Origin of the sequence: Robertmurraya sp. DFI.2.37 (assembly GCF_029211245.1) — a bacterium.
Taxonomy (GTDB): Bacteria; Bacillota; Bacilli; order Bacillales; family Cytobacillaceae; genus Robertmurraya; species Robertmurraya methanolica_A.
Genome location: NZ_JARGEJ010000567.1, coordinates 1 through 306 on the forward strand (window position 1 = coordinate 1; position 306 = coordinate 306).

Annotated in this window: 1 protein-coding gene; it reads left to right on the forward strand. The window is 38.9% G+C overall.

The window, feature by feature from the left end; all coding sequences use genetic code 11:
• Positions 1 to 19: 19 nt before the first annotated feature.
• On the forward strand, positions 20 to 306 hold a 287-nt coding region (locus tag PZE06_RS27725; RefSeq protein ID WP_275792362.1), incomplete at its 3' end, for a sigma-70 family RNA polymerase sigma factor.

Genomic DNA, 306 nt, shown 5'->3' on the forward strand with positions numbered 1-306 from the left:
ATAAGGGGACCCTTACTTTATGACAAATGTTAGAGAGACTATTTTAGAATGGTTTTACCTATACAGCAATGATGTCTACAACTTTTTGGTTTACTACACCTGTACAACAGATGTAGAGGATTTAGTGCAAGAGGTTTTTATAAAAGCTGGGCGCGGTCTTCACTCTTACAAGAATCAATCTTCACCCAAAACTTGGCTCTTCACCATTGCCCGAAATACAGCGATAGACAAAGCCAGAAAAAAAGAGACAAAGATTAGCAAAAACAGTACAACATTCGATGAGCGCTTTTGGGAGCAGCAAACAAG